Below are 18902 nucleotides of genomic sequence, written 5' to 3'. Positions count from 1 at the left end.
CGCCCGCTGCCGGGCGCGGGGCGGTGCCGCGCGGTGCCGCGCGGGGCGACGCGGTGACGGTCGGTCAGGAGTAGTCGGGCAGGTCGAAGACGGTGGCGGCGCGGAAGGCCTCCTCCATCTCGACGCCCGGCCGGTCGAAGCCCGCGATGCCCCCGTCCTCGTCCCCGTCCTCGCGCGCCGCCGTGCCGTCCAGCGACCCGAAGGGTCCGGTGCCCCGGTGGGTCAGGTCGAGGATGGCCTGGTTGGCGGCGACGTGCTCGCGCAGGCGGCGCTCGTAGGCGGGGAAGGCGGCACGGTGGTCGCCGTCCGCCGCGTGCAGTTCCCCGGCCAGGACGTAGGCGCCGGTCAGGGCCACGCTGGTGCCCTGGCCGGTGAGCGGGGAGCAGCAGTAGCCGGCGTCGCCGACCAGCGCGACCCGGTCCTTCGACCAGCGGTCCATCCGGATCTGGGCGACCACGTCGTAGTGGAAGGCCTCGGTGCGCCACATCGCCTCGAGGAAGCGCGGCACCTCCCAGCGCAGGTGGGCGGAGCGCTCGGCGACCAGCGCGCGCTGGTCGGCGCGGTCGCGGGGGAGCATCCGGTCCAGCGGCTCGTCGGTGGCGAAGCCGACGAAGACCCGCAGTTCGGTGTTGTCGCGGACGGTCATCACCAGCGAGCCCCAGTGGCCGTCGTGCTGGTGGATGATCTCCCAGTGGTCGAGGCCGAGGTGGTTGGGGACGCTCCAGCCGGCGATGTAGGTGCCGGTGGAGCGGAGGTAGTCGGCCTCGGGGCCGAAGACCAGGCGGCGGGTGGCGGAGTGGAGCCCGTCGGCGCCCACGATCAGGTCGAAGCGGCGCTCGGTGCCGCTGCGGAACCGGACCTGGACGCCGTCCGCGCCCTGGACGAGGGTGTCGACGGAGTCGTCGAAGAGGTACTCGACGCCCGGCCCGGTCGCCCCGGCGATCAGCTCCGCCAGTTCGTCGCGCAGGATCTCCACGTCGGGCCCGCCGACCGCGCCGCCGCTGGCCGTCCACTCGGTGGTGCGCTTCAGCTCGTTGCCGTCCCCGTCGAGCAGGGACATCCCGCGCAGTCCGGTCTTCCGGGCCCGGACCTCCGCCAGCAGGCCCATCCGGTCGACGACGTCCAGGGCGTTGCCGCGGATGTCGACGGCCTGGCCGCCGCCGCGCAGCGCGGGGGCGCGCTCCACGACGGTGACCCGGAAGCCGTAGCGGTCCAGCCAGTAGGCGAGGGCGGTGCCGGCGATCCCGGCGCCGGAGACCAGGACCGAGGCCCGGGGTCGGGCGTCGGCGGGGCGCGAAGCGGACTTCTCCGTCGGGGTGTTGATCGTCACGGTGGCCTCCGGTGGGTCGGTGCTGCTGTCGTGGACCAGCCTGCGCGGGCCCGCTCACAGCACACTGCCGTACCGCTGACCGGACCGACAGACCGCCGACATCCCGCTGACAGGTCACCGGCACCTCGCGGCAAGGGAGTTGGCGAGGCGTCGGCCGGCAGCCGGAGCGGGTCGGTCCGCTACGCTGGTCCGGACACCCGCCGACGGAGGGACCGCGCCGCCGTGTTCGACCCCGTGATCGCCGCGCTGTACGAGCGGGACGAGACCAGCCGCTCCCTGGGCATCGTCCTGGCGGAGGTGTCCGCCGGGCGCGCGGTGATGCGGATGACGGTGGCGGCGACGATGGTGAACGGGCACGGCACGGCGCACGGCGGGTTCCTCTTCCTGCTGGCCGACGCCGCGTTCGCGTACGCCTGCAACAGCCACGGCCCGGTGACCGTGGCGCAGGCGGCCCAGGTGGTCTTCCTGGCCCCGGCGGCGGTCGGGGACGAGCTGGTCGCCGAGGCGGTGGAGCGTTCGCGGGCCGGGCGCACCGGGATCTACGACGTGACGGTGCGCCGGGCGGACGGCCGGGTGATCGCCGAGTTCCGCGGGCAGAGCGTGGCGATCGGCGGCCGGCCGCAGGGCGGTTGAGCGGCCGGCCGGCCGCGGTCAGTCCCGCGGGCGTTCGTCCAGGACCTGCTGGAGCTTGCCGGTGCGCGGGTTGGTGACCAGCTCCGAGCGCGGCACCCACTCCACCGTGAGGTCGTGGATGCTGCCGAGGGCGACCTCGTCCGGGTAGAGCGGCAGGGCGGTGTGGACGGCGGCGATCAGGCGGTCGGCCAGCGCGGCGAGTTCGTCGGCCGGCGGCCGGCCGACGTGGCCGAGCCGCAGCAGCACGCCGTCGCGGCCGTCCCGGCGGCGGACCACCAGCTGCATCCCGGCGATGTGCCGGTCCGGGTCGGCGGCGAGCAGCACGGCCCGGACCTCCTCGGTGGGCAGCGTGACGGTGCCGACCCGGGCGCCCTCGGTGGAGCGGCCGAGCAGGCGGAAGCGGCGGCACCCGTCGTCGACCCACTCGGCGCGGTCCCCGGTGGGGTAGCGCAGGATCGGCATCAGGGTGCGGAACAGGTTGGTGACCACGACCCGGCCGGGCGTGCCGGGGGCGGTGACGGGCTCGCCGGTGACCTCGTCGAGGAGTTCGACCACGGTGCGGTCGGCGAAGGCCTCGTGCACCCGGGGGTCCTCGCCGGGCACGGGCGCGCCGACCAGCCCGGCGTCGTTGGAGGCGTAGCCGACCGAGGCGACGGCCGCCGCGGGGAAGGCCCGGGCGAGCAGCGGGCGCAGGTCGGCGAAGAGCAGGTCGCCGCCGAACAGCAGCAGTTCGACGCCCTCGGCCGGTTCGCCGCGGGCGAGCAGGCACTCGGCGACGGCGCTGAGCTTCATCGGTTCGCCGGCCAGCACGTGCACGCCGAAGCCGGTGATCAGGTCGGCGATGGAGGGGTCGGGGGCGGCGCCGCCGACGCCGAGGCGCACGTTGTCCACCGGGGCGTGGTGCAGGGCGTTCTCGATGTAGAGGAAGCCGCCGTAGAGTTCGCCGGCCGTGAAGAGGTTGGCGACCCGGTGCCCGGGCCGCAGCCCGGCCCGGACCAGTCCGGCGCCGAACGCGGTGACCGAGTCGGCGTGTTCGGTGCGGGTCCAGGGCGAGAACTTGGGGACGCCGGTGGTGCCGCCGGTCTTGTAGACGCCGGCGTCGGTGAGCGGGCCGGTCAGCACCCGGTTGTCGGGCCAGGTGTTGGCGGCCCAGAACGCGCTCTGGTCGACCACCGGGAGCAGGTCGAGCCGGTCGGTGCCGGCCGGCAGGTCGCGGTAGAGCTCGGCGTAGAACGGCGAGTGGGCGCGGGCGAAGCGGATCAGCTCGGCCAGGGGCTTGGCGGGCATGGCGGGACTCCAGGGAGGGGTGGGCGGTTCAGGACGGGGGCCGGCCGAGCCAGCCGCGGGCGAGGGCCTGCACGGTGGAGCCGTCGGGGTCGGCGAGCTTGGCGGCCAGGTAGTCGGCGGCCCAGGCGCCGGCGGGCACCCGGAACGGCGGCCGCCGCGCCCGCAGGGTGCGGACCACCACCTCGGCGACCTCGTGGGCGGGCTGGCCGGCCGACTCCCAGCCCGCGCCGAGCCGGTCGAGGTAGTCGGTGAAGGTGGGCGCGTACGGGCCGGAGGCGGCCCGGAGGGTGGTGCGGTCGACGTCGGGGAAGATGCCGAACCGGGTGTCCGGGACGAAGCCCGGCACCACCACGGAGACCCGGACGCCGTGCGCCGCGGCGACCGGGGCGAGCGCCTCCAGGAAGCCCTCGACGGCGAACTTGGCCGCGCAGTAGGCCTCGTTGAAGGGCTGGCCGACCACGCCGTGCACGCTGCCGACGGTGACCAGCCGGCCGCCGGCGGCGCGCAGCAGCGGCAGGGCGGCCCGGCTGACGGTGGCGACGCCGAAGAAGTTGACCTCCAGGTTGGCGCGCAGCGCCGCGTCGGTGGACATCTCCAGGGTGGGGTCGGAGTTGGCGACGCCCGCGTTGTTGACGAGGGCGTCCAGCCGCCCGTACGCGTGCCGCACGGCGGCCAGGCAGTCGGTGACCGAGCCGGGGTCGGTGACGTCGAGCCGGCGGACGTCCACGGTGACCCCGGCGGCCTCGGCGGCGGCGCGCAGCGCCCCGGCCCGGGCGGGATCGCGCAGGGTGGCGACCGTGGTGTAGCCGGCCCGGGCCGCGGCGACGGCGGTGGCCAGGCCGATGCCGGAGGAGGTGCCGGTGACCAGCAGGACCCGGCCGGCGGGGTCGACGGCGTCGGCCGGGCTCATGCCGTGCCCTCCGCCGGGGTCGGCCCGGTGCCCTCCGCCGGCGTCGTCCCGGTGCCCTCCGCGGCGGGAGGTCCGGTGCGCCCGGCGGCGTCCAGCAGCGGCTGGAGGCCGAGCGCGGGGAGGAAGGAGCAGGCGGCCAGCAGGGTGCCGCCGGCCATGGCGAGCCGGGCGGCGTCCAGGACGCCGAGCGGTCCGGTGAGCAGTGACACCGCCAGGCCGCCGACCAGGGCGGCGAGCGGGATCACCCCCCAGGTGACGGTCCGGAAGGCTGCGTGCATCACGCCCTGGTGGTGCGCGGTCATCCGGGACTGCCGGACGGGGGCGCTGCACACGTTGATGCAGGACATGAAGAAGCCGTAGCAGCCCATGGTCACGGCGATCACCGGGCCGGGCGGCAGGGCGGGGGCGGCGAGCACGCCGAGTCCGACCAGGCAGTGCAGCAGCAGCGACCAGGCCATCGTCCGGCCCAGGCCGAACCGCCGGGAGAGCCGGGGCGCGACCACGGCGCCGAGCAGCGCGCCCAGGGCCGCGACCGACATGGCCGCGCCGAAGACGCCGACCCGCACGCCCAGGCCGCGGTAGGCGAGGACGGGCAGCACGGTGACGAACACCGGCCCGCCGCAGTTGAGCACGACGGCGGCCAGCACCACCCGGCGCAGCACCGGGTCGGCCCAGTTGAGCCGGAAGCCGCGGGTCAGCCGCTCCCGCACACCGCCCTCCGCGACGGTCCGTTCGCCCCAGGGGCGCATGCCGCGGAAGCAGAGCGCCGAGACCAGGTAGCTGGCCGCGTCGACGAGCAGGGCGGCCACGCCGAGCGCGCTGTAGAGGGCGGCGGCGACGGACGGCCCGGCGACCTCGGCGACCGAACCGCTGCCCTCCAGCCGGGAGTAGGCGCGCACCATGCCGTCCTCGGGCACCACGGCGGGGACGGCGACCAGGTAGCCGACGTTGAAGAAGATCGTCGCGCCGCTGATCACGGCCACGCAGCCGAACAGCAGCGGGGTGGAGAGCACGCCGAGCGCGTAGGCCAGCGGGACGGCCGCGACCGCGGCCAGCCGGACGAGGTCGCAGACGAGCATGGTGCGGCGCTTGTCCCAGCGGTCGACCAGGACGCCGGCGACCGGGCCGAGCAGCGGGATGCCGAGGTACTGGGCCATCGCCACCACGCCGACCTGGAGCGCCGAGGCGTGCAGCGCGAAGATCATCAGGGTCGGCACGACGAACACGGTGACCTTGTCGCCGACCAGGCTGACGGTCTGCCCGGTCCAGAACACGGCGAAGCTCCGGCCGAGCGGCGTCGCCCGGGCCGGGGGGCGGCCGGGGCGGGGGCGCGCCGGGGCCGCCGTCACGACTCCTCCCGGACGACCAGGGCGGCGGTCTTGCCGGTGCGGCCGTTGCTGACCAGCTCCTCCACCGGGCGGACCCGGAAGGCCTCCGGGTCGTGCTGGAAGGCGGTGCCGAGGGTGAAGGTGGCGCTGAACAGTTCCGTGCGCAGCCGTTCGACGTCGGGGGCGGGCGCCGGCCCGGCGGGGACCACCAGGACGTCCACGCCGCTGGCCCGGCCGCCCCGTTCGGTCAGCACGACCTGCGCCCGGGCCACGCCGGGGGTGCGCTCCGCCCGGGCGATCAGCTCGTCCACGTCCAGCCCGAGGCCGCGCACCTGGACGACGCTGTCGCGCCGGCCCAGCACCCGCATCGCGGGCTCCGGGCGGCCGCACGGGCAGCCGGTCAACCCGCCCGCGTCGCCGGTGCGGTAGCGCAGCACCGGGTTGAGGGTCGCCGGGTCCAGGCTGGTGAAGTCCAGCAGGCCGTCGGGGGCGGCGTGCACCAGCTGGTGCGGCAGCGGGTGGAAGACGTCCGCCGGGCAGTCCGGGGTGTTGGTGCCCACCACCCAGGTCTCGGTGCTGCCGAACATGCCCCAGCGCCGGGCCTGCGGGGCGACTTCGGCGAGGTCGGCGGCGAGCTGGGGCTGCCAGGCCTCGCCGAGCCACAACACCTTGCGCAGCGCCGGGAGTCCGATCCCGGCGGCGCGGGCGTGGGCGAACCAGAGCCGCAGCACGCTGGGGGTGCCGCCGATGGCCGTCACCCGGCGGGCGGCCAGGAACTCCAGCCAGGGGCCGTACTCCTCCCGGGAGACCGAGCCGAGGGCGATGATCCGGCAGCCGGAGAGGTCGGCGAGCGCGGCGGCGAGGAAGTGGGCGCCCCACATCCGGCCGGCGCCCCAGGCGTTGACGAAGAGGTCGGAGCGGTCGAGCGGCTGCCAGTGGGCGTGCACCCCGGCCATGTAGAAGCCGGTGGGGGCGTGGCCGACCTGGGGGGCGCCGGTGGAGCCGCCGCTCTGGAACAGCCAGGTGGCGGCGTGTTCGGCGGTCGGCTCCAGATGGGCGAGGGCGGTGTTGAGGTCGTCCTTGGCCAGCGGGGGGAGTGCGGCGAGCCGCTCCAGCGAGTCGGCGCCGAGGTGCCGCGGGTAGCGCGCGGCCAGCGCGGGGACGCCGCGCAGCCGTTCCAGGGTGCGGGCGGCCACGGCCAGCCCGGGCCCGGCGGCCTCGGGGGAGAGCGAGAAGGCGGTCATCGGGGGTCCGTCCGGTGCGCGGGGCCGAGGGGGAGGGTGAGCGGGCGGGCGCCGTCGGCGAGCCACTTCGCGTGGCCGTCCCGGTAGGCGGCGAACCGGGCCCGGGTGACGTCCCGTTGGAGGGTGCGGTCCGGGTCGGTGCGGTCGGGGGCGATCACGCCGTCCGGCTCCAGCTCGGAGAACCAGTAGCGCTCGCCGTCGTGGAGGAAGTCGACGCAGAAGAACGGGATCGGCAGCCGCTCGGCGAACCAGGCGGTGGCGGCGGCGAGTTCGGGCGGCACCGGGGGGAACTCCATCGCCCCGCCGCGGCTGGCGTTGGCGACCGGGGAGCCCGGCTCGGGGGTGCGCTTCATCACCGCGTACGGGCGGCCGTCGACCACGTACACCCGGTAGTCGACGGTGCCGTCGCCCAGGTACGGCTGGATCACCAGGGTGGTGTCGCCGCCCTGGGCCAGGCTGGCCAGGCCCCGGACGTCCTCGGGGCCGCGGGCCAGGTTGATCCCGCCGCCGCCGCACCAGCCGGCGGGCTTGACGATGGCCGGGTAGGTCATCGACCCGAGCGCCACCTCGTAGCCGTGCTTGGCGGTGTCCCGGCCGGTGCCGATCCGCACCGTCGGGATGGTCGGCACCGGGGAGTCGGCCAGGAACAGCAGGGTGGCCAGCTTGTCGTTGCCGATCAGCGACACCTGCGGGGGGAACGGCAGGTAGAAGCCGGCCTGTTCGAGCACCGCGTAGAGGGCGTACTGGTTGAAGACGTCCATCGACTGGTACGGCAGCGAGTAGAGCGCGGTGATGAACAGGGTGCACTCGGGGGTCACCGGCTCGTCGTCCACGTAGACCCGGGGGCGGCCGGGGCCGGTGGCGTCCACGCTGACCGCGTCGGGGGCGTGCCGGCTCCAGCGCAGGCCGAGGTCGGCGGCGCTCTCGGCGTAGAGGTCCCAGAAGAAGCCGTGCCACATCTCGGCCATCCGGGAGGACTCCCGGTCGGGGAAGATCCAGCACATCCGGCGCAGCGGACCGGCCGGCTCGGGGGCGTTCATGCGGCTCCTCGGGGTGCGGGGGCGGCGGCCGGCCCGGACCACCAGCGGCGGCCGGCCTCGGGGAGGGTGTCCACCGGGTCGTAGTAGGGGTGGCGGCGGTCCAGGTCGGCGGGCCCGTCGGCGGCGCCGCCCTCCAGGCTGGTGCGGTAGTTCTTGGTCCAGTACGAGATGCCGCGCTCCCGGTCGTACGCCACCGCCTGGTGCACCCAGCGCTTGCCGACGTGCGGGACGTCGCAGACCAGGCGCGGGGTGGCGTAGCCGGGCAGGTAGCCCATGATCGCCTCCTGGAGGTGCTGGGCCCGGTGCAGCGGGGTGCGCCAGTGCTCGGCGCCCGGGACGAGGTCGCAGAGGTAGAAGTAGTACGGCAGCACGTTGGCCTCGCCCTGGAGGGCGAAGCAGAGGTCCAGCAGGTCCTCCGGGGTGTCGTTGACGCCGCGCATCAGCACGCCCTGGTTGCGGACGTCCCGCACGCCCGCGTCCAGCAGGGCCCGGGCCGCCTCGGCGACCAGCGGGGTGACCGAGCGGACGTGGTTGGCGTGGGTGTGCACGGCCAGGTTGACGGCCCGGCGGGCGGCGATCGCCGCGACCCGCGCCACGCCCGCCAGCACCCGGGGCTGGAGCCAGTGCTGGGGCAGGCCCACCACGGCCTTGCTGGCCAGCCGGATGTCGCGGACCGAGCCGAGGTCCAGCAGCCGCAGCAGGAAGGACTCCAGGCGCGGCCAGGGCACGTTGGCGAGGTCGCCGCCGGAGAGCACCACGTCGCGCACCGCGGGGGTGCGCTTGAGGTAGTCCAGCATCTGCTCCTGGCGGTCGGCGGGGCGCAGCAGCAGCCGGGTCTTGGCGACCTGCGGGGTGGAGGTGCCGACCAGGTCCATCCGGGTGCACTGGCCGCAGTACTGGGGGCAGGTGGCGGTCAGCTCGGCCAGCACCTTGGTGGGGTAGCGGTGGGTCAGGCCCTCGACGGCCCACATGTCCGCCTCGTGCAGCGAGTCCCGTTCGGCCCGCGGGTGGCTGGGCCAGCGGGGGTGGCGGTCGCTGCGCACGGGCAGCATGTAGCGGCGCACCGGGTCGGCCAGGAAGGCCTCGGTGAAGGCCGCCGGCGTGGTCGGGGCGTCGGCCGCCATGGTGTTCAGCACCTGCGGCGGCAGCAGCGTCGGCATGGTGGCGAACCCGGCCTGGTCGGCGGCGAGTTCGTCGTGGAAGCGGTCGGTGAGGAGGTCGCCGACGACGGCCCGCAGCTGGCGGGCGGTCCGGACGGAGTGGGCGCGCTGCCACTGGGCGTCGCGCCACTGCGCCTCGGTGACCTGCCGCCAGCCGGGCAGCCGGCGCCAGTCCGGTTCGACCAGGGGCGTCCGGACGTACTGGTACGGCTGGCGGATCACGGGGTGGGCGGCGCGGTGGTCCACGGCGTCCTACCGGTCGGTGAGGAGGGCGGCGTGCCGGGTGCGCAGCTCGCGTTTGAGCACCTTGCCGGTCGGCCCGAGCGGGAAGTCCCCGGGGGTCAGGGCGAGGCGGACGGCGGCCAGCTCGGGCAGTCCGGCGGCGGCCAGTGCCCGGTTGGCGGCGGTCCGCACCTCGTCGGCTCCGGTGCCCGTCGCCTCCGTCTGCAACTGGACGACGGCGACGGGGAGTTGCCCGGCGCCGGGGCCGGCCGGGACGCCGATGACCGCGCAGTCCCGGACCAGCTCGGCGCAGTCGGCCAGCAGCACCTCCTCGACCGGCAGGCTGTAGACCGGGCCGTCGGTGGTGTCGATGACGTCCACCGTGCGGTCGAGGTGGTGGAAGCGGCCGTCGCCGTCGCGGCGGGCGACGTCGCCGGTGAGCCAGTAGCCGGCCAGCTCGAAGCTCGCGGTCAGCCGGGCGTCGTTCCAGTAGCCGGGGGTCAGCGAGGGGGCGTCGATGGCGAGCAACCCGACGGTGCCGTCCGGGAGTTCGGTGCCGTCGTGGTCCAGCACGGCGGCCCGGCGGACCACCTCCAGCGGCCGGCCGACGCAGCGGTCGTCCCGGGTGCTCTCCGGGGTGGTGACCTGGCCGAACAGTGCCATGCCCATCTCGGAGGAGCCCAGGCCGTCGATGAACTGCGAACCGGGCAGGGCGGGTTGCTCGGCCTTCTCGTGCGGCAGCAGCCAGGGGCGGATCAGCCCGGCCGGCCGCTCGCCGAGGGTGACCAGCCGGCGGATGTGCCCGTGGTGGGCGCTGTCACCGGTGTTGAACCAGGAGTGCACCCGGGCCGCGCCCCGCACCGGCAGCTCGCCGGTGGCCAGTTCGACGAAGGTGCGCGGGAAGGAGGCCACCATGGTCGGCCGGAAGGCCTCCATCACCGGCTCGACGGCGGCGCGGCGCCAGTCGGACATCACCACGGTCGGCAGCCCGAGCAGCACGGCGGTGAGGAAGTAGCTGAGGCCGCCCGCGTGGGTGTGCGGCATCAGCGACATCAGCCGGTCGTACGGTTCGGCGGGGAAGCGGGTCATCCGGGGCTGTTTGCCGTCCCAGAAGCCGCGGTGCGCCAGCATGGTCGACTTGGGGGTGCCGGTGGTGCCGGAGGAGTGGATCAGCGCCACCACGTCGTCGGCGGCGTGCCGGTACGGGTGGTCGGCGGGCAGGGCGACGGCCGCGGCGTCGAAGGCCCGCACCTCGGCGGCGAGGGCGAGGAAGCGGGGGCGGCGCTGCGGGTCCTGCCGGTAGGCGGCGGCCAGCCGGGTGGTGTCGTCGGCGACCACGCCGACCACCCCGACGTGGTCCAGGTAGCGCACCAGCACGTCGTGCCGCATCGCGTCGTTCACCAGCGCGGGGACGGCGCCGAGCGAGGTGAGGGCGAGGAAGTGCAGCAGGGGTTCCAGGCCCTCGCCGACCACCACGGCGACCGGCTCGCCGGGGCGCACCCCGTTGGCGTGGTACCAGGCGGCGTAGCGGTCGCGCAGGGCGACCAGGTCGAGCAGGCTGTGGCCGCGCAGCACGACCTCGCCGCGGTGGTCGGTGCGGTGGGTGAAGACGAACGGCACGGACCGGTGGGGGTTCGCCGCGACCGCGTGGTCGAGGAAGTTGCCGGCCCCGAGGCCGGGTTCGGTCATCAGCCGCTCCCTGGCGGCGAGGGGCGCGATGGGGGACTGGTCGCTCATGGCGGTCTCCGGACGTGGGGTGCCGGGCGCGGGTCCGGGTGGGACGGGCGCCGGGGTGAGGGGGAGGCGGGGTCGAGGCGGGGCGGTGGGGCCGGGGACGGGCGGTGGGGCCGTGGGGGCCGGGGAGCCCGGGTGGGGCGGCGGGCGCGGCGGGGTTCAGTCGCGGGCGAGCACTTCGGCGACCACCCGCCGGCCGGAGCGGACCGCACCCTCCATCAGGCCGAAGAACGCGGTGCTGGTCTCGGTGCCGGCCCAGTGCACCCGCCGGTGCGGCGCGGTGAGCGTGGGGCCGGTGCGGAGCCAGTCGCCGGGCCCCAGCAGGGCGGCGTAACAGCCCCGGCTGTGCGGGTCGTTGAGCCAGTCGGTGATGTGCACGGCGATCGGCTCGGGGAGCATCGGGAACAGTTCGGCGGCCTGGCCGACCGCCTCGGCGCGCTGCTGCTCGGGGGGCAGTGCGGCGAAGCGGTGGGCCTCGGCGCCGGTGACGAAGCCGGTCAGGACGCCGATGCCCTGCGGGGGCGAGTCGTCCACGGTGGAGAGCAGCGGCCCCCGGGCGTTCACCGACCAGCCGGAGAGGCCGTGTGCGCGCCAGAGCGGTGCCGGGTGGACCAGGTGGACCTTGACGGCGCAGCCGCGCGCGGTGCGTTCCCCGGCGCGCGGCGCGGGCAGCGCGGGTTCGTAGCGGATCGTGTCGGCGAGCAGCGGCGGCAGGGCCAGCACGGCGACGTCGGCCCGGTGGGCGCCCCGGTCGGTGTGCACGGTCACCGCCCGGTCGTCCTGGTGCACGGCCCGGACGGTCTCGCCGAGCCTGACCCGGGCGCCCAGCGGTTCGGCCATCCGCTCGCACACCTGGTGGGCGCCGCCGTCGATCCGGTCCTGCTGGGCGCCGCCGGCGAAGGCGTTGAGGTAGCGCAGGCCGCCGCCGGAGCGCAGGTAGAAGGCGAGGTGGAGGACGGACACCTCGGCCGGGTCGGCGGCGCACATCTCGCCGAGGAAGAGCGGGAAGAAGAGCCGGGCGTCCGGGTGGGTGAGGTGCTGCTCGGCCCAGTCGGCGGCGGTCAGGGTGTCCAGGTGTGCGGCGTCCGGGGTGAGCCAGGGGGCCTCGGGCCGTACCGCGTCGGTGAGTTCGGTGAGCCGCTCGAAGAGGTCGCCGAGGGCGACGGCGTCCAGCGGCGGGAACCGGCCGTCCCGGGTGGCGGGTCCGCCGCCGGGGGCGTCCGTGCCGAGCGCGAAGCGGCTGGCGCCGAGCATCGTGGTGGGGGTGGTCCGGAGCCCCAGGTCGGCCGCCAGGGCGAGCAGTTCGGTGTGCCGGTCGCCGAGGTAAGCGGCGCCGGCGTCGACCCGGACGCCGGGGGCGGCCTCGATCCCGTGGGTGCGTCCGCCGACCCGGTCCCGGGCCTCCAGGACGGTGACGGCGAAGCCGTGGGCGGCCAGTCCGGTCGCGGCGGTGAGCCCGGCCAGGCCGGCGCCGACCACGACCGCGCTGCGTCTGTGGCCGTCGTTCATGCGGCGGCCGCGATGCGCTCGGCGAGCCGGGCCGGGGTGGGCGCGGACAGGAAGTCGGCCAAGGTCAGTTCCACGCCGTGGGCGCGGGCGACGGCGCTCAGCACCCGGGTGGCGACCAGGGAGTCCCCGCCCAGGTCGAAGAAGTCGGAGTCGGCGGTGACGTCCTCGCGTTCCAGGACCCGCCGGAAGACGGCGGCCAGGGCCTCCTCGGTGGCGGGGGCGGCGGGCTCAGTGCTCAAGGGTGGTCTCCTTCGACCTGTCGGGGGGAGCCGCGTAGCGCCGGTGGCAGCCGGCCCGGTCGACCTTGCCGCTCGGGGTGTGCACCAGGGCGGGGACGAGGGTGATCCGGGCCGGTACCAGGTGGCCGGGGACCAGCGCGCGCAGGTGGTCCAGCAGGGCGCGGTCCAGCGGGTGTTGCGGAGCCGGGGCCGGTGTGCGGTCGGGGGTGCCGTCGGCCGCGCGGGCGGCGGGGTGCGGGCGCGCCACCACGTACGCGACCAGGGTGGTGCGGCCGGCCGTGGTGACGCCGGTGACGGCGGCGGCGGTGACCGCGGGGTGGCCGGTGAGGTGGGCCTCCACCTCGGCCGGGTCGACCCGGATCCCGCGCACCTTCAACTCGCCGTCCAGGCGGCCCTGGTGGGTGAGCAGTCCGGCCGGGTCGCGGGTCGTCCGGTCGCCGGTGCGGAAGAACCGTTCGCCGTCCAGGGTGGTGAAGCGCGCCGCGGTCGCCTCGGGCAGCCCGAGGTAGCCGAGCGCCAGGGACGGGCCGCCGATCAGCAACTGGCCCTGCTCGTCGAGGCGTTCGACGACGTGCGGCAGCGCGCGGCCGATCGGCGCGCGGGCGCTGCCGTCCCAGGTCCGCCCGCGTGCCAGCGGGCCGGCCAGGTCCACGGCATGGGTGATCTGGGTGGTCTCGGTGCAGCCGTAGGTGTTCAGCAGTCGGATCCGGCCGGTGGGCAGCCGGGCCCAGTCGGCCAGCCGGGCGGGGGCGGCGGCCTCCCCGCCGATCACCAGCAGGCGCAGGTGGTCGGGCAGTCGGTCGCCGGAGTCGACCAGGTGGTGGACCAGTTCGTGCCAGAAGGCGGTGGGCAGGTCCAGCACGGTGATCCGCTCGCGTTCGAGCAGCCGCAGGAACCGGGGGAAGGAGCCGCTGTGCGCGTCCGGGTCCAGGACGAGGGTCGCGCCGGTGGTGAGGGCCGGGAGGATCTCCTCGAAGCTGGTGTCCCAGTTGAGCGAGGCGAACTGGAGGACCCGGTCCCCGGGGGTGAGCCCGAACAGCCCGCCCAGGGCGCGGGCGGTGGTGGTGAGGGCCCGGCGGGGGGTCAGGACGGGTTTCGGCTGCCCGGTCGAACCCGATGTGAAGAGAATGCAGGCCGGTTGTTCCGGGTCGGTCCCGGGCGGGTGCACCGGGGGGTTTCCGGGTTTTTCCGGTGGTTGCGGTAACTCCACTAATCGCAGGCCGAGTCGCAGCGGATCGGTGCCGGGTGCGGACACCGCGGCGCCGCACTGCGCGGCCGTTGCCATGGCGTGTCGGCGGGCCGCCGGGAATGCCGGATCGACGGGGCAGTAGACGCCCCCGGCGGTCAGCACGCCGAGCAGTGCGACCACCGTTTCCGGTGCGTGGACGGCCGGTACGGCGACCGTTCCGGGTGTCGGGCCCAGGGCGGTGGCCAGGGCGTTCACCGTCTCCAGGAGGCGGTGGTAGGTCAGGGTGCGTCCGTGGTGGACGATCGCCGGACGGCGGGGATTCCGACGCGCGATATCCCTGAACACGTCAAGCAGGTCGGGAGCGACCCGAAGGGAACCGTGATTATTTGACATGCTCGCCCCAAATGCACTGAGAACTACTCGTCCGTGCTCGGCGAACGGCGACTCTACCTTCGAACATGCGTGGCGACAATGGATGTTGGGGCCGTTCTTCCAAGGCCCGGTGGCGGAACTGTGAACCGCCTCCGCCCGGTCCGACCGTTCGGGCAAGGACGGTACGGCCGGGGCGTTCCGGCGTTCTGTCAGATATGTGGTGGACGACGGCCGGGTCGCCCCTCCCCGGTCCCGGCGGATCCGTGCGCGCCCCTTGCCCGGCCGCCCGCCGGTTCGCTTGACTACCGCTCGACCACCGCTCGGAACGGAGGCGGCCGATGCTCGACTACGACGCCGAGGCGCAGGACTACGACGCCTCGCGGGGCGGCGAACCGCGGGCGCGGGCCGCCGCGGCGGCCGTCGAACGACTGCTCCCGGCCGACCCGCGGACGGTGCTGGACCTCGCCTGCGGGACGGGCATCGTCACCGCCCGGCTGGTCCGCCCCGGCCGGACGGTGCTGGGCGCCGACCGCTCGCCCGGGATGCTGCGGCTCGCGGCCCGGCGGCTGCCCGGCGCCCTGCTCTGCGCCGACGCCGCACAACTCCCGCTCCGCAGCGGCACGGTGGACGCCGTGCTGATGGTCTGGCTGCTCCACCTGCTGCCCGACGCCGGGCCCGTGCTGGCCGAGGCCCGCCGACTGCTGCGCCCGGGCGGGGTGATGGTCACCACGGTGGACAAGAACGACGCCTACTTCACCGAGCCGAGCGATCTCGCCGAGGCCACCGCCGATCTGCGCCGCCGGCACGCCCCGCAGGTGACGGACGACGCCGGGCGGCTGACGGCCCGGGCCGCCGCCCTCGGGCTGACCCCGGCGGGCGAGGCCGGCTTCCCCGGGCTCGGCCAGGGGCGCACCCCGCGGCAGTGGCGGGCGGCCGCCGAGCGCGGCCGGCTCCCGTGGTGCCGGGATCCGGCCGAACGGGCCGCCGCCGTAAGGGTGCTGGCCGCCCTGCCGGACCAGGACGCCCCGCGCCCCGCCCCGCGCTACCGCCTGCTGGCCTTCCGGGTCTGAGCACTCACCGGCCGGGCCCGACCGCCCGGGGCGGGCCCGGCCGCGGTGGGGCGAATGCCGGCGCCTGCGGCCCGGTCGCGGTCCGGTGCCTCGGCAGGCGTGATGGCGGGAATGTCTGCGAAGTCCTTGAAGTCCCCGTCCAGGCTTCCCCTTTCCTCATTGGCAAACCGCCGGAAGGCCCGGGGCGCGTCGGCGGAGGGGGGTCCGGGAAGCCCTCCGATCGCCGAACTCTTCGCTCCGACAAGGGCTTTGCCCTGCGGGTTCCGGCCGCTCAGGGCGGTGGCGGGCCGTCGCAATTCGGTGCCTAATGGTCGCCGGGGAGCGGGCGCGGATTTCGCGGCCGGGGGTGTTCCAAAAAGAACGGCCGCGACCCGATGAAAGGCGCCATCCGGTGTGATAAACAGTCCTCAGTTTGACGAAAACACTAGCGAGGCGTGACGGAGGGGGCCGTCGGCGCCGGCCATGGAGGGGGTGCTGGAGTCCGTGGGAGAGGACATCCGGTTCACGGTGCTGGGTGCTGTGCGGGTCATCCGAGGGGAGACCGGCTTGGCCACCGGGGCACCCCAGCAGCAGGCGCTGCTCGGGGCGCTGCTCCTTCGCTCGGGGCGGGCGGTCTCCGCCCACGAACTGATCGCCGCGATCTGGGGGGAGGCGGCCCCGGACTCCGCGCTGTCGAGTCTGCGCACCTACGCCTGGCGGTTGCGGCGGATCCTGGAGGACGACCGCACCGCGCCCAAACGGCTGGTCTCGCTGCGGGACGGCTACCAACTGCTCATCGACCCGTCCTCGGTGGACGCGGTGCACGCCGAGGCGCTGGCCACCGGTGCCGTGCGGGCCCGGGACCTCGGGGACGAGGCGGCCTGCGGCCGGCTGCTCGCCGAGGCCCTCGCGCTCTGGCAGGGCGAACCGCTCGCCGGCGTGCCCGGGCCGTTCGCCGAGCAGCAGCGCTCCCGGCTCACCGCGCTGTGGCTGACGCTGATGGAGGAGCGCTTCGACCACGACCTGCGCGGCGGCCGGCACGAGCTGCTGATCCCGGAGCTCATCGCGTTCACCCATGAACACCCCATGCAGGAACGGCCGTACGGCTTCCTGATGCGGGCGCTCTACGCGACCGGGCGCCAGGCCGAGGCGCTCGCCGTGTTCGGCCGGGCCCGGCACGTGCTGGCCGAGGAGCTGGGCATCGACCCCGGGCCCGAACTCGGCGCCCTGCACGAGCGGATCCTCGCCAGCGACCCGATGCTGCTGGCGGCGCCCCGGGGGCGGTCCGCCGAGCGCACCCCGCCGCCCGGGAGCGGTGAGGAGCCTCCGGCCCGGCCCGGGCCGGACTCCGCCGCCCCCGCTCAACTGCCCGCCGACACACCCGACTTCACCGGCCGGGCGGCCCAGGTGGCGGCACTGGCCGCCGTCCTCGGGGACCCGGACCGGGTCGCCGTACCGGTCGCGTCCATCACCGGTATGGGCGGCATCGGCAAGAGCACCCTGGCCGTCCGGGCCGCGCACCTGGCCGTCCGGCACTTCCCGGACGGGCAGCTCCACGTCGACCTGCGCGGCAACAGCCTGGAACCGGCCGACCCCGGGACGGTCCTGGGCGGCTTCCTGGCCGCGCTGGGGGTGCCCCCGCAGGGCATCCCGGCCGGGCTGGAGGACCGGATCCGGCTGTTCCGGGACACGCTGAGCCACCGTCGGGTCCTGCTGATGCTGGACAACGCACGTGACCCCGCCCAGGTGAGACCCCTGCTGCCGGGCTCGGTCGGGTGCGGGGTGATCGTCACCAGCCGGGCCAGACTCACCGGGCTTCCCGCCGGAACCCACCTCGACCTCGACGTCTTCGACACGGACGAGGCGCTGGGACTGCTGCGGGAGGTCATCGGAGCCCGGCGCGTCCTGGACGAGCCGGAGGCCGCGGGCGAACTGGTCGCGCTCTGCGGCCACCTCCCGCTCGCCGTACGGATCATGGCCGCCCGGCTGGCCGCCCGGCCCCGCTGGACCATCGCGTCCATCAACGACCGGCTCGCCGACGAGCGGCTGCGGATCGGCGAACTGCGCACCGGCGACCTGGCCGTGGCGGCCGCCTTCGAACTCGGGTACCACCAGCTCACCCCCGCACAGGCCCGGGCCTTCCGCCTGCTCGCCCCGGTCGCCCGGGCCGGCATCGGCCTGGAAGCCGCCGCCGTGGTGCTCGACCTCGACCCGTACGACGCCGAGGACGTGCTGGAGTCGCTGGTCGACGCGGCCATGCTGGAGGCGCCGCTGCCCGGCCGGTACCGCTACCACGACCTGGTCCGCTCCTTCGCCCTCCAGCTCACCGCCGCCCGGGCCGACGACGACCGCGGCGGCGGCGGGGCGGGCGCCGCGGCGCTGCGCCGCCTGCTCGACCACCTGCTCGCCGGCGCCTGCGCGGCCTTCCAGAGCATGGTGCCCGGTGACCCGGTGGGCGCCGTGCTCGGCGCGGGCACCACGCCCCGCCCGGCCTTCGGCACGCTGGCCGACGCGCGGGCCTGGGTGCAGTCCGAGTTCGACTGCGCCACCAGCGCGGTCGCGCTGGCCGCCCGGGGCGCCTTCGGCCGGGACCCGGCGATGCTGTGCACGGCCGTCGACCTGCTGGTCTCGCTCACCCCGTTCGGCGGGGACGTCGCGTACGGCCAGCTCGCCGCGGTGGCGCGGATGGCGGCGGAGACGGCGGCGCTCCAGGGCAACGACCAGGCGGAGGGGCGGGCCCGCTTCGTGTGCGGCAACGCCGCCCTGCACTCCACCCAGCTCGCCGAGGCGGAACTGCACGCCCGGCTGGCGACCGACGCCTGCCGGCGGGTCGGCGACAAGGTGATCCTGCGCCAGCTGCTCAACGACCGGGGCCTGATCGCCCAGTTCCAGCAGCGGTACACCGACGCGGTCGACTACTACGACCGGGCGATCGAGCTCGCCCGGGAACTCGGCCACCGCTCCGGCGAGTTGGTGACCATGCTGAACGCGGCCCACGCCCGGCTGCGCAGCGGGCTGGCGGAGGAGGCGGTGGCCTCCTGCGAGCAGGCGCTGGTCGACCTGCACGCCATGGCGGACCCGCACGGGATCTCGTACGCCTGGTACGTGCACGGCATGGCCCTGCACGAGGCCGGGCGGTACCCGGAGGCCGTCACCAGTTACACCCGGTGCCTGGACATGTGCGTCTCGGCCCGGATCCGCGGGCGGGAGGCGCAGGCCCGCTTCCGGCTGGCGGAGACCCAGCGGGTGCTGGGCGCGCTGGACGCGGCGCTGGCCGAGGGCGAACGGGCGCTGGCGCTCTGCGAGGAGCTGGGGATCGAGCGCGAGCGGGGGCACGCGCTGGTGGTCATCGGACAGGTGCTGGGCGACCTCGGGCGGCCCGGCGCAGGGCTGGCCCAGGCGCAGGTCGGCCAGGCCGTGTTCGCCCGGCTCGGCCTGCCGGAGGCGGACCAGGCGGAGCGGCTGGTGGCGCGGCTCGCGGCGCTCGTGGAGGCCTGAGCCGGAAGCCCGAGCCGGAAGGCCCGAGCCCGGGCTCCGGGAGCGGTCCGGTGGAACGGAGGAGCGGCCCCGCCCCGGGGCGCCCGGCGGCGGGCCCGGGGCCCCGCCGCGCCGTGCCGCGGGGCCGCCCGGGGGGGTGCACGGCGGGGGGGGGGCGC

At 75.7% G+C, this 18902-nt stretch carries 14 protein-coding genes; 3 read left to right on the top strand and 11 right to left on the bottom strand.

What is annotated here, in order from left to right:
• Nucleotides 1-64: 64 nt before the first annotated feature.
• Nucleotides 65-1330: an FAD-dependent monooxygenase gene (locus tag AB0O91_RS27345; protein WP_363438147.1), complete on the bottom strand. Its 1266-nt coding sequence runs from the start codon at nt 1328-1330 to the stop codon at nt 65-67.
• A 222-nt stretch (nt 1331-1552) separates the two neighbouring features.
• Here AB0O91_RS27345 and paaI point away from each other — a divergent pair, with 222 nt between their 5' ends.
• Nucleotides 1553-1963: a hydroxyphenylacetyl-CoA thioesterase PaaI gene (gene paaI / locus AB0O91_RS27340; protein ID WP_363438144.1), complete on the top strand. Its 411-nt coding sequence runs from the start codon at nt 1553-1555 to the stop codon at nt 1961-1963.
• Nucleotides 1964-1981: 18 nt separating this feature from the next.
• Here paaI and AB0O91_RS27335 read toward each other — a convergent pair whose 3' ends face one another.
• The 10 genes from AB0O91_RS27335 to AB0O91_RS27290 all read right to left on the bottom strand — a co-directional run bounded on the left by AB0O91_RS27335 (nt 1982) and on the right by AB0O91_RS27290 (nt 14170).
• Nucleotides 1982-3250, bottom strand: coding sequence for a phenylacetate--CoA ligase family protein (locus AB0O91_RS27335; RefSeq protein WP_363438141.1), 1269 nt, complete (start codon nt 3248-3250; stop codon nt 1982-1984).
• 28 nt (nt 3251-3278) lie between these two features.
• Nucleotides 3279-4160: an SDR family NAD(P)-dependent oxidoreductase gene (locus AB0O91_RS27330; RefSeq protein ID WP_363438138.1), complete on the bottom strand. Its 882-nt coding sequence runs from the start codon at nt 4158-4160 to the stop codon at nt 3279-3281.
• Complete coding sequence (locus AB0O91_RS27325) at nt 4157-5509, bottom strand: MFS transporter (protein WP_363438135.1); 1353 nt, start codon at nt 5507-5509, stop codon at nt 4157-4159. The genes AB0O91_RS27330 and AB0O91_RS27325 overlap by 4 nt, the downstream gene beginning before the upstream one ends.
• Entirely contained in the window at nt 5506-6732 is a 1227-nt protein-coding gene (locus tag AB0O91_RS27320) for an AMP-binding protein (protein WP_363438133.1), read from the bottom strand. Before AB0O91_RS27320 ends, AB0O91_RS27325 begins: the two co-directional genes overlap by 4 nt.
• Complete coding sequence (locus AB0O91_RS27315) at nt 6729-7772, bottom strand: hypothetical protein (RefSeq protein ID WP_363438131.1); 1044 nt, start codon at nt 7770-7772, stop codon at nt 6729-6731. Before AB0O91_RS27315 ends, AB0O91_RS27320 begins: the two co-directional genes overlap by 4 nt.
• Nucleotides 7769-9178 (bottom strand): lysine 2,3-aminomutase, encoded by a 1410-nt coding sequence (locus AB0O91_RS27310; RefSeq protein WP_363438129.1) that lies wholly within the window; start codon nt 9176-9178, stop codon nt 7769-7771. Before AB0O91_RS27310 ends, AB0O91_RS27315 begins: the two co-directional genes overlap by 4 nt.
• Nucleotides 9179-9184: 6 nt before the next feature.
• Entirely contained in the window at nt 9185-10891 is a 1707-nt protein-coding gene (locus tag AB0O91_RS27305; RefSeq protein WP_363438126.1) for a class I adenylate-forming enzyme family protein, read from the bottom strand.
• A 156-nt stretch (nt 10892-11047) separates the two neighbouring features.
• Nucleotides 11048-12397, bottom strand: coding sequence for an FAD-dependent oxidoreductase (locus tag AB0O91_RS27300; RefSeq protein ID WP_363438123.1), 1350 nt, complete (start codon nt 12395-12397; stop codon nt 11048-11050).
• Nucleotides 12394-12636 (bottom strand): phosphopantetheine-binding protein, encoded by a 243-nt coding sequence (locus AB0O91_RS27295; protein ID WP_363438120.1) that lies wholly within the window; start codon nt 12634-12636, stop codon nt 12394-12396. The genes AB0O91_RS27300 and AB0O91_RS27295 overlap by 4 nt, the downstream gene beginning before the upstream one ends.
• Nucleotides 12626-14170: an amino acid adenylation domain-containing protein gene (locus tag AB0O91_RS27290; protein ID WP_363438118.1), complete on the bottom strand. Its 1545-nt coding sequence runs from the start codon at nt 14168-14170 to the stop codon at nt 12626-12628. Before AB0O91_RS27290 ends, AB0O91_RS27295 begins: the two co-directional genes overlap by 11 nt.
• 365 nt (nt 14171-14535) lie before the next feature.
• Between AB0O91_RS27290 and AB0O91_RS27285 the strand changes: the two genes are divergently transcribed.
• Both AB0O91_RS27285 and AB0O91_RS27280 read left to right on the top strand, forming a co-directional pair.
• Complete coding sequence (locus AB0O91_RS27285) at nt 14536-15267, top strand: class I SAM-dependent methyltransferase (RefSeq protein WP_363438115.1); 732 nt, start codon at nt 14536-14538, stop codon at nt 15265-15267.
• A 546-nt stretch (nt 15268-15813) separates the two neighbouring features.
• Nucleotides 15814-18744 (top strand): BTAD domain-containing putative transcriptional regulator, encoded by a 2931-nt coding sequence (locus tag AB0O91_RS27280; protein WP_363438112.1) that lies wholly within the window; start codon nt 15814-15816, stop codon nt 18742-18744.
• The last annotated feature ends 158 nt before the right edge of the window (nt 18745-18902 follow it).

Origin of the sequence: Kitasatospora sp. NPDC089797, from assembly GCF_040684795.1 — a bacterium.
Classification (GTDB): Bacteria; Actinomycetota; Actinomycetes; order Streptomycetales; family Streptomycetaceae; genus Kitasatospora.
This window is presented reverse-complemented; position numbering and strand designations above follow the sequence as displayed.